At 49.4% G+C, this 10,137-nt stretch carries 10 protein-coding genes and 1 pseudogene; 8 read left to right on the forward strand and 3 right to left on the reverse strand.

Annotation, left to right across the window (positions count from 1 at the left end; translation table 11 throughout):
- The 8 genes and pseudogenes from KB557_RS06165 to KB557_RS06200 form a co-directional block, all read left to right on the forward strand.
- Positions 1 to 383 (forward strand): annotated as a pseudogene (locus KB557_RS06165) (anthranilate phosphoribosyltransferase); the annotation flags it as partial.
- Between the two features lie 32 nt (positions 384 to 415).
- Positions 416 to 1,561, forward strand: coding sequence for a glutamine-hydrolyzing carbamoyl-phosphate synthase small subunit (gene carA, locus KB557_RS06170; RefSeq protein WP_255132351.1), 1,146 nt, complete (start codon positions 416 to 418; stop codon positions 1,559 to 1,561).
- Between the two features lie 14 nt (positions 1,562 to 1,575).
- Positions 1,576 to 1,959, forward strand: a complete 384-nt coding sequence (locus KB557_RS06175; RefSeq protein WP_255132353.1) for an STAS domain-containing protein — start codon at positions 1,576 to 1,578, stop codon at positions 1,957 to 1,959.
- A 13-nt stretch (positions 1,960 to 1,972) separates the two neighbouring features.
- Complete coding sequence (locus KB557_RS06180) at positions 1,973 to 2,344, forward strand: Mini-ribonuclease 3 (protein WP_255132371.1); 372 nt, start codon at positions 1,973 to 1,975, stop codon at positions 2,342 to 2,344.
- Between the two features lie 36 nt (positions 2,345 to 2,380).
- Complete coding sequence (gene rlmB, locus KB557_RS06185) at positions 2,381 to 3,682, forward strand: 23S rRNA (guanosine(2251)-2'-O)-methyltransferase RlmB (RefSeq protein ID WP_255132355.1); 1,302 nt, start codon at positions 2,381 to 2,383, stop codon at positions 3,680 to 3,682.
- Positions 3,683 to 3,723: 41 nt separating this feature from the next.
- Positions 3,724 to 3,969 carry a DUF1816 domain-containing protein gene (locus KB557_RS06190; protein ID WP_255132357.1) on the forward strand — a complete coding sequence of 82 codons (246 nt, stop codon included), beginning with the start codon at positions 3,724 to 3,726 and terminating at the stop codon, positions 3,967 to 3,969.
- Between the two features lie 52 nt (positions 3,970 to 4,021).
- Entirely contained in the window at positions 4,022 to 5,482 is a 1,461-nt protein-coding gene (gene gatA / locus KB557_RS06195; protein ID WP_255132359.1) for an Asp-tRNA(Asn)/Glu-tRNA(Gln) amidotransferase subunit GatA, read from the forward strand.
- A 55-nt stretch (positions 5,483 to 5,537) separates the two neighbouring features.
- A complete protein-coding gene (locus tag KB557_RS06200; protein ID WP_255132361.1) occupies positions 5,538 to 9,056 on the forward strand; it encodes a DNA polymerase III subunit alpha in 3,519 nt (1,172 codons plus the stop codon).
- Here the strand turns inward: KB557_RS06200 and KB557_RS06205 are convergent.
- The 3 genes from KB557_RS06205 to ruvA form a co-directional block, all read right to left on the reverse strand.
- Positions 9,007 to 9,387, reverse strand: a complete 381-nt coding sequence (locus tag KB557_RS06205; protein WP_255132363.1) for a PAM68 family protein — start codon at positions 9,385 to 9,387, stop codon at positions 9,007 to 9,009. The two genes, KB557_RS06200 and KB557_RS06205, sit on opposite strands and share 50 nt — an antisense overlap.
- A gap of 5 nt (positions 9,388 to 9,392) precedes the next feature.
- Positions 9,393 to 9,662, reverse strand: coding sequence for a 30S ribosomal protein S15 (gene rpsO / locus KB557_RS06210; protein WP_255132365.1), 270 nt, complete (start codon positions 9,660 to 9,662; stop codon positions 9,393 to 9,395).
- Between the two features lie 55 nt (positions 9,663 to 9,717).
- Positions 9,718 to 10,137: Holliday junction branch migration protein RuvA (ruvA, locus tag KB557_RS06215; RefSeq protein ID WP_255132368.1), on the reverse strand; the 420-nt coding region annotated here is incomplete at its 5' end.

Here is a 10,137-nt window from a genome sequence, read left to right on the forward strand (position 1 = left end):
GGGCTGTTGTGGTTTACGGCCACGGCGGTTTAGACGAGGCGAGCCTTTCAGGCCCCAGTGAATTGGTAATTCTTGAAAATGGTGAGCTGCGGGCTGAATTGTTGGATCCAAGTTCCCTTGGTCTTGGTATTGCGCCCCTGGAGGCCTTAGCGGGTGGTGATCTATCAACTAATAAACAAATCTTGCAAGAGGTGTTGCAGGGGGCTGGAAGCCAAGCGCAGCGAGAGGTGGTGGCCCTTAATAGTGCACTTGTTCTGTGGTGTAGTGGCTCTGTGCCCCATTGGCGCGATGGATTGGAGTTGGCTCTATCAAGCCTTAGCAAAGGAGCCCCTTGGCAATGCTTAATCGCCTTGCGCAATGCTTTAAACCCCGTTGAGGGATGATTCTTAAACACCAAGAATCTTCGCCGTAGCTGATGGAAGCATTGCTTGTGCTCGCCGATGGCATCGTTTTGCGGGGCAGGGGTTTTGGTGCCTGCGGCACTGCTATCGGTGAAGTTGTTTTTAATACGGGGATGAGCGGTTACCAGGAGGTACTCACCGATCCCAGTTATTCAGGTCAGCTTGTTACCTTCACCTACCCAGAATTTGGCAATACCGGAGTTAACAACTCTGATATGGAATCAAATCTTCCTGCTGTGCAGGCGGTAATTAGTAGAGAAATTTCACCCCTTGCCAGCAATTGGCGGGCTTGCTCCACCTTGCCGGATTGGCTCAAGCTCCATGGTGTTGTTGGCTTATGCAACGTTGATACCCGCGCTTTAGTGCGTCATCTCCGGGAAGGGGGAGCAATCAATGGTGCAGTTAGCAACGACGGCACTACAGCGGCAAACTTGTTGCAGATGGTGCGATCCGCCCCTTCCATGACGGGGTTGAACCTGGCGGCAAGGGTTTCAACTGCAACTGCCTACAAATGGCATCAACCCACTGATGTGGAATTTGATCAGCGGCTAAGAGCCCAGCCCAGCCAGCCATATCGTGTGGTGGCAATTGATTTCGGTATAAAGAGAGCAATTCTTGAGCGGCTCGCTTCCCACGGTTGTGAGCTTGTGGTGCTGCCAGCTACAAGCAACTTGGAGCAGGTGCTTGAACAGGCGCCTGAGGGTGTGTTCCTCTCGAATGGCCCTGGAGATCCCGCTGCAGTTCATGGCGGGATTGAACTAACCCGCGGCTTACTTGAACAACATAATTTGCCCATTTTTGGCATTTGCTTGGGGCATCAAATTCTTGGCCTAGCCCTCGGCGCTAAAAGTTTCAAGCTCGGTTACGGCCATCGAGGCTTAAATCATCCCTGTGGTGGCAACGGTCTTGTGGAGATCACCAGCCAAAACCATGGATTCGCATTGGAGGCCTCAAGTTTGGATTCCAGCCTCATAAAAATTACCCACCACAACTTGAACGACGGCACTGTGGCTGCCATCGAGCTGGTGCATAAACCTGTTTTTGGGGTTCAATATCACCCGGAGGCATCCCCCGGCCCCCATGACGCCGATCATCATTTCGCCAAATTTGTGGCATTGATGGCACAGAGGCGTTCTATGGATAAGATTGAGCGCCCTTAGGGGTATTTCTGCTGTTGAGGACTGGAGCCATCACTGAATTGCAGCGACTCACGGTTTCTCTCCGTGGTGGATTTGAACTTAAAGAGCGCTATCTACTGTTCAGTTTTACCGGCCAGCTGGACGCTTATTCAGAGCGACAATTTCGCGATTTTGTAAGTGAATATGTGGCTAAATCAAAATTGCCCTTAGTGCTTGATCTGAGCCGTGTTGATTTCCTCGACTCCTCAGGGCTTGGTGCTTTGGTGCAAATTGCCAAGCAGCGCAATGAAGCAAAACAGAAATTTTTTGTGGTGGGCAACAGCCGGGTAGTTCAAACCGTGAAGTTGGTGCGATTGGAAGCTTTCCTTAATCTTCAACCTGATTTGCCCACTGCTTTGAGCAGCTTTGCTTCTGCCTAAACCTCCCCCTGGCATGCAGTTGCCCGGGCCTGCCCAATTGGCTTGGCTTGGCGATGCCGTGTGGGAGTTGCATCAGCGTTCCCGCCTGGTGCGCTATCAGGCCAGTGCCCATCAGCTACATCGAGCTGGTGTTGATCATGTGCGAGCTGAAGCGCAAAGCGCAGCTTTGGCGTTTCTTGAGCCACATCTGAACGCAGCGGAGCTTGATTGGGTTCGTAAAGGCCGCAACGCTGCAGGTCGAGGACCTCGGCGGGTTGAGCCAGCTATCTATGGACGGGCCTCAGGGTTTGAGACAATGGTTGGCTGGCTCTATCTGTGCAATCCGGCGCGACTCCAAGAGTTGCTAAGCCATTTTCAGGATTCAACCCTTGATGGCCCGGTATGAATCTGTTTGAGCCAGGTTCTCCCTGCCCCCTGCGCCATGGCTCCCCGTCCAGATAGACCCAAAGGAGAACGCCCAAGGCGGCCCTTCAGCCGTCCTGATGGCCCGGCGAGGGGGGTTGGGCGCCGTTTTGATCGTTCAGATAGACCTTCAGAAAGATCAGATAGACCAGAAAGATCAGGTAGACCAGAGCGGGGAGTGGTTCGGCCTGAGCGTTTTAACCGTTCCGAACGTCCACGTTTAGATCGATTTGATAGCGAATCTCCTCGCCCTGAAAGGCCACGTTTCGAGCGATCTCGGCCAGAACGATCCAGACCTGAGCGTGCCGGCGTAGAGCGAGTTAGGCCAGAGCGTCTAAGGGTTGATCGCCCGGCCCCTTCAGCTAGGGGTAGGCGCTTTTCCGCGCCCGGTGAAAGGCGTTACAGCTCAGAACCGGTGCTGGAGCCCACAGCCGATAGCAATTCCAGTCCTGAGGTGGACGATCTCGTTTGGGGAAGGCATTCCGCCTTGGCATCCCTTGAAAGTGGCAGGCCAATTCATCGAATCTGGTGCACTCCAGAAATGAAATTCAGCAGCCGATTTCTACAGCTGCTTAGGGAAGCCAAAGGATCAGGGGTGTTGGTTGAGGAAGTTACCTGGGCTCGGCTGGCACAACTCAGTGGTGGTGCCGTTCATCAAGGAATTGTGCTTCAAACGGCTGCAGCTGAAACCCTTGATTTATCAACTCTTGTAGAGGGCTGCAGCCAACTCGGGGAAGCACCGCTGTTGATGGCGGTTGATGGGCTTACAGATCCCCAGAACCTTGGCGCAATTGTGCGCAGCGCTGAGGCCCTTGGTGCCCATGGCCTGGTATTACCGCAACGGCGTAGTGCTGGCTTAACCGGTTCAGTTGCCAAGGTTGCCGCAGGCGCCTTGGAGCATCTCCCAGTAGCGCGGGTAGTGAACCTAAATAGAGCCTTGGAAACCCTTAAGCAAAACGGTTACCGGGTAGTGGGATTAGCAGAAGAGGGCAGCGTTCCTCTGATGGATGCAGATTTAGATGGGCCTTTGGTGGTGGTTACCGGTTCAGAGGGAAATGGTCTCTCGATGCTTACTCGCCGCCATTGCGACCAATTAATTCGTATTCCATTGCGTGGGGTAACCCCAAATTTGAATGCAGCGGTTGCAACGGCTTTACTGCTCTACGAATTGGCCCGGAGGGGTTGGATGGCTGGCATTCATGGCCAAGATCCCGCTCCACGCCTGCAAAGAGTTCAATTGCAAACAGCTCCAGCTGAAGCCATTGCTACTCCTTCAGATGAACAAATAGGTGACGGATTCAGCGCAGAGATTCGCCTTTAGGGCCTCTGTGCGGTCAAAATAGCTGCGCTTGTCGCATACAGATGGGTCTTTTTTCTGCTCCCCTTCGTGCCACTGCCAATGCCTTGGGTTTGGCTTGGTGGGCGAGGGTTGATACCCGCCAACCAGACGTTATTTACTGGTTTGGACCCTATGTGCGCCGCCATACCTTGGAAGCGAAATTACCGGCTTTTCTTGCTGATCTACGCAGTGAGGCGCCTGCGGTTTTGGAGCATCGTCTCGTGCGAACCCGCCGCGGAGAGCCGTTCACGATTGAGCAGCAAAATTAAATCCAAACTTTTGTCGCCTTGCTGATAGCGTCGCTGCAGTTTTGCTTTTGAGATGGTTATTAGCCTCTGGCGCGCTGCCTTTGATCAGGGTTTGCAATCGGCCAAGGCCCATACCGAAGCAACTTTTGCTCGTATTGCTGAAACTGAGCCGCAATTAAAAGCTTTTGTATCGCTCACTCAGGAGCGAGCGATGGCAGACGCTGAGCGTATTGATCAAGCAAAAGCATCTGGTAAAAACCCGGGAGCTTTGGCTGGCGTAAGCATTGGGATTAAAGACAATCTCTGCACCAAGGGGATTAAAACCACCTGCTCAAGCCGCATGCTTGAAGATTTCATCCCCCCCTACGAAGCAACGGTTACCCAACGTTTATGGGATGCAGGTGGTGTGTTGGTTGGTAAAACCAATCTTGATGAGTTTGCAATGGGTAGTTCCACTGAAACATCAGCATTTGGGGCTTCAGCAAATCCCTGGGATCCCAGTTTTGTGCCAGGTGGAAGTTCTGGAGGTAGTGCTGCTGCTGTAGCTGCTGGGCAGTGTGATGTTGCTCTGGGATCAGATACCGGGGGTTCTATTCGGCAACCAGCGAGTTTCTGCGGTGTTGTGGGTCTAAAACCCACCTACGGCAGGGTGAGTAGATGGGGCTTGGTGGCTTTTGCTAGTTCATTGGATCAGGTGGGGCCATTTGGGCGCTCGGTTGCAGATGCAGCCTTGATGTTGCAGGTAATTGCGGGCCATGATCCCCTAGATGCCACCAGCCTCGATCTACCGGTTCCGGATTATTTAGAAGGCCTTAACAGGCCCCTTACGGGCATAAAAATTGGGATTCTTGCCGAAGCATTTGGCGAGGGCTTGAATCCTGACGTGGAAGCCTCTGTACGTGAAGCGGCAGCTGTGCTGAAGAGTCTTGGTTGCAGTTTGGTGAATTTGAGTTGCCCAAGATTCAAGGCAGGGATTGCCACCTACTACGTAATTGCACCATCTGAAGCATCTGCGAACTTAGCTCGCTACGACGGCGTGAAATACGGCAAACGGACTGCTAATGGCGAAAGCCTGAGCGCAATGACATCCCTTACAAGGGCTAATGGCTTTGGCGCTGAGGTGCAAAGACGCATCTTGATTGGAACCTATGCCCTATCTGCTGGCTACGGCGAGGCCTACTACCGCAAAGCGCAACAAGTGCGCACCTTAATCAGAGAAGATTTCGATAATGCCTTTCAGCAGGTAGACCTTCTACTCACCCCCACATCCCCCACCACCGCCTTTAAGGCTGGTGAACACAGCAATAATCCAATTGCTATGTACCTTGCCGATCTACTAACAATTCCAGCAAATTTGGCAGGTATCCCCGCCATTAGCGTGCCCTGCGGCTTTGATAAACGCGGCTTGCCGATTGGTTTGCAATTAATGGCACCTGTGCTGGAAGAGGCAAAACTGCTTCAGGTGGCCCATCAATACGAGCAGGAGGCCGCCGTAATGAAAAGTAGGCCTTTTGCACCATTGGCACTCAGCTAAGCGCCATATCTGGTGGAGCTAGGTAAGCTGCCCACACTAGGGCTGGTGGTTTTCCTTGTCATTTGTTCCGCTTCATAACCACAGCGACTACAGCCTTCTAGATGGGGCCACGCAATTGCCCTCCATGGTGGAGAGGGCCGTGGCATTGGGCATGCCAGCAGTAGCCATTACAGATCATGGTGTTATGTATGGGGCAATCGAGCTGCTTAAGTTATGCACAAAGGCCGGTATTAAGCCGATAATTGGCAATGAAATGTATGTGGTTAATGGCAGCATTGAGGATCCACAACTAAAAAAGGAACGTAGATATCATTTGGTAGTGCTTGCGAAAAATCAAATTGGTTATCGCAACTTAGTAAAACTTACTAGCATCAGCCATTTGCAAGGTATGAGGGGTAAGGGTATATTTTCAAGGGCTTGCATTGACAAGCAAATCTTAAAAGCCCATCGAGAGGGACTGATTGTTGCAACTGCGTGTATGGGCGGAGAAATACCTCAAGCATTACTCAAAGGAAGATATGATGTAGCAAAAGATGTGGCTAGTTGGTATAAGGATGTATTTGAAGACGATTTTTATTTAGAAATCCAAGATCATGGCTCCCCGGAAGATCGTATTGTTAATACTGGTATAGCAAAGTTGTCTGCTGAACTCGGCATCGAACTAATCGCTACAAATGATGCTCATTATCTCAGCGCGTTAGATGTGGAAGCCCATGATGCTTTGCTTTGTGTTTTAACCGGAAAATTAATTAGCGACGAGAAAAGACTTCGATATACGGGAACTGAGTATATTAAAAGTAGAGAAGAAATGGAGAAATTATTCGTAGATCATCTAGAGCCTGAACTGGTGCAAAGAGCTTTAGATAATACGCTTAAAGTGGCAGATAAAGTTGAAGAATATAATATTTTAGGTAGGTATCAAATGCCAAACTTTCCCATACCTGATGGTTATAGCCCTGTTGGTTATCTCACGGAAATTGCTGAAAAAGGTTTGCGGGGTCGTTTGGAAATTACAGAACTTGAAAAAATTGATACAACCTATCTTGAAAGATTGCATTTTGAATTGCAGGTAATGGATCAGATGGGGTTTCCTACTTATTTCCTTGTGGTTTGGGATTACATCCGTTTTGCAAGAGATAATGGCATCCCCGTAGGGCCCGGCAGGGGTTCTGCGGCCGGTTCCTTAGTGGCCTACGCCCTAGGTATTACAAATATAGACCCGGTGCAACATGGGCTGCTATTTGAACGCTTTTTAAATCCAGAGCGTAAATCTATGCCTGATATTGATACCGATTTTTGTATAGAGCGCAGGGGTGAAGTTATTGACTATGTAACAAAGCGCTATGGTGAAGATAAGGTGGCGCAAATAATAACCTTTAACCGCATGACATCCAAGGCTGTCCTTAAAGATGTGGCACGTGTTCTTGATATTCCTTATGGTGATGCCGATAGACTCGCAAAGTTAATACCAGTTGTGCGAGGCAAGCCCGCTAATTTAGACGAAATGATCAGCGAAGATTCGCCGGCGCCCGAATTTCGTGACAAGTATAAAAATGACCCTGCAGTTAAACATTGGATTGATTTAGCTAGGAGAATTGAGGGAACAAACAAAAGTTTTGGAGTTCATGCTGCAGGGGTGGTGATTGCAGCTGATCCCCTAGACGAACTAGTGCCTCTTCAGCGCAACAATGATGGCCAAGTAATTACCCAATATTTCATGGAGGATGTGGAATCCATGGGCCTATTAAAGATGGATTTTCTTGGCCTTAAAAATCTCACGATGATTGATAAAACATTACAACTTGTGCGTCAGCACTCTGGAATTCGGATAGATCCAGACGATTTACCGGCAGATGATTCCGCTACCTACGCCTTGCTGGCAAGAGGTGATCTGGAGGGAATATTTCAATTGGAATCAAGTGGTATGAGGCAAATTGTTAGAGATTTGAAGCCATCTTCACTTGAAGATATTTCTTCGATACTGGCTTTATATCGTCCGGGGCCTCTCGATGCAGGCTTGATTCCGAAATTTATTAACCGTAAGCATGGCCGTGAGTTAATTGAATTTGTTGACCCAAAACTAGAACCAATATTGCAGGAAACTTATGGAATTATGGTTTATCAAGAACAAATTATGCGCATTGCCCAAGATCTAGCTGGATATTCATTGGGAGAGGCTGATTTACTACGAAGGGCGATGGGAAAGAAAAAAGTTTCCGAGATGCAAAAACACCGCACTCAATTTGTACAAGGTGCCATCAAACAGGATGTTGCTGATCAAGTTGCAAACACCCTTTTTGATCAAATGGTACTTTTTGCGGAATATTGTTTTAATAAAAGCCATTCCACTGCCTACGGAGCTGTTACTTACCAAACCGCTTATTTAAAAGCCCATTACCCAGTGGCATATATGGCGGCATTGTTAACTGTTAATTCGGGCATTACGGATAAGGTTCAGCGCTACATATCTAATTGCAATGCAATGGGTATTGAAGTTATGCCACCTGATATTAATAGTTCTGGGATTGATTTTACTCCGCAGGGGGATAAAATTTTATTTGGTTTATCTGCAATTCGTAATCTGGGCGATGGCGCTATACGCACATTGCTTCTTTCGCGAGAGAAAGAAGGTATTTTTAAATCTTTAGCCGATCTTTGCGATCGAATGGCAAGCGTAAGTGTGCTAAATCGCAGGGCGTTGGAATCGTTAATTCACTGTGGCGCCCTTGATTCGTTAATAGCGAATTCAAATCGCGCCCAATTAATGGCTGATCTTGATTTGATGCTTGATTGGGCCGGCTCAAGAGCAAGAGACCGGGCAAGCGGCCAGGGCAGTTTGCTTGATTTGCTTGGGGGAGGCGCGGTTGCAGGGGCGATTGATGTGCATGGCACGGCTCCAAAGGCCGCTCCGGTAGCGGATTATGCCCCCACTGAAAAATTACGGCTTGAGAAGGAATTAGTTGGCTTTTATCTTTCTGATCATCCCCTTAAACAATTACGCGCCACAAGCCGTTTGTTGTCTCCTGTTGGTTTAGGGCAATTGGAGGATCAGCTCGATCGCAGTCGAATTTCTGCGCTCGTAATGGTGCCAGAGATCAAACTTGTAACTACCCGTAAGGGCGATCGAATGGCAATTTTGCAACTGGAGGATCTCACCGGCAGCGCAGAAGCTGTGGTATTTCCAAAGACCTATGCACGCCTTGTGGATCATTTGATGGTAGATGCCCGCTTATTGCTATGGGCACAGGTAGATAGACGTGATGATCGTGTTCAATTAATTGTTGATGATGTGGCACTAATTGATGATTTGCGTCTTGTAATGGTTAAATTAAATCAACAACAAGCGGGCGATATAACTGTTCAGCATCAATTGAGAGAGTGTCTGCAGCTCTATCGAGTAGATACTGAATCTGCAGGGGAGCGCACTCCTGTGGTAGCAGAAATTCAAAGCAACGATGGCCATTGTTTTGTTCGGCTTGGCCACCAATTTTGTGTAAGCGATGCTGATGCCGCCGCCGCAAGCCTCAGCGCTGCTGCTTTTCAGGTGAGTCTGCGCCACTGCGCAACCGCTTGATATTTGGTTTTATCTGCTCAAAACCTAGAATTGAACCAGGTTGTTCAAGCCAACTACTAGAAAAAATGCCATAGCTGAGCCCCACTAAGCCCAATAAAAAACATCCCCCCGAAGAAACCAATGTGATCCCTGGGGGAATATCAAGAATTTTTTGGCTAATCAGTAAATAGCTTGCAACGAATACGCCCATACCCATAACTGTGGGTATGCCAGTTGATATGGCAATACGCCGTGCCATACGGTTAGACACCGTTTGCGGGATAGCTGGTTTGGCTTCCTTTGCTGCCTGTGGTGTGCGCTGCTCGTTTTGATCAGCGAAACCATCTGCCATTGCCTTTAACCCCGAATACCTAGTTTCACTATCAAGGTTGAATAGCGTTCACTGCTCTGGCTCTTTAGGTAGCTGAGCAGGCTTTTGCGTCGCCCAAGCATTTTCAATAGCCCCTGTTTTGAGGAGAAATCGTGCTTATTGGCCTGTAGATGTCCTGTGAGCTGGCTAATGCGCTCGCTCAACATGGCCACCTGCACTTCAACCGAACCGGTATCTGTGCCGTGGGTTTGATGGCTGTTTATCAGCTCTTGCTTCTTTTCTGTGTTGAGCGGCATGCGGGAGAGTGGCCCGAATCGGTGCAATCGATCAGCATAACTCCTAGGGGTAACTTCAATTGGCTAATCGCCCAAGCCAACGCAAGCTTTCTCGCAACCAGGCATCGCTGCTGCTGGCTTCTTCTTTACTGAGCAGGGGGCCAACAGTCTTTAGAGCTTCATGAATTTCCAGAACTCCGTAACCCAGAGCGCAGAGCATTTCTTCCAGTTCCTTCTCGAGGTTGATGGGCAACTTTTGCTTGCTGGTATTAGCCAGAGGCAGCTCAAAGCGCTCTAATTTCTGACGCAACTCCAGCGACAATCTCTCTGCGGTGCGTTTACCAACCCCCTGAGCACTGCTTAACAACGCCAAATTTCCCTGTTGAAGGGCCTCCACAAGAACAGCTGCGGGCATTGCCCCCATCAAGGCCATTGCCACCTGGGGGCCAACGCCACTAACGCTGATTAGTAAACGGAATATGTCTCTTTCATGCTG

Origin of the sequence: Synechococcus sp. Cruz CV12-2-Slac-r, from assembly GCF_024346075.1 — a bacterium.
Lineage (GTDB): Bacteria > Cyanobacteriota > Cyanobacteriia > PCC-6307 > Cyanobiaceae > Synechococcus_D.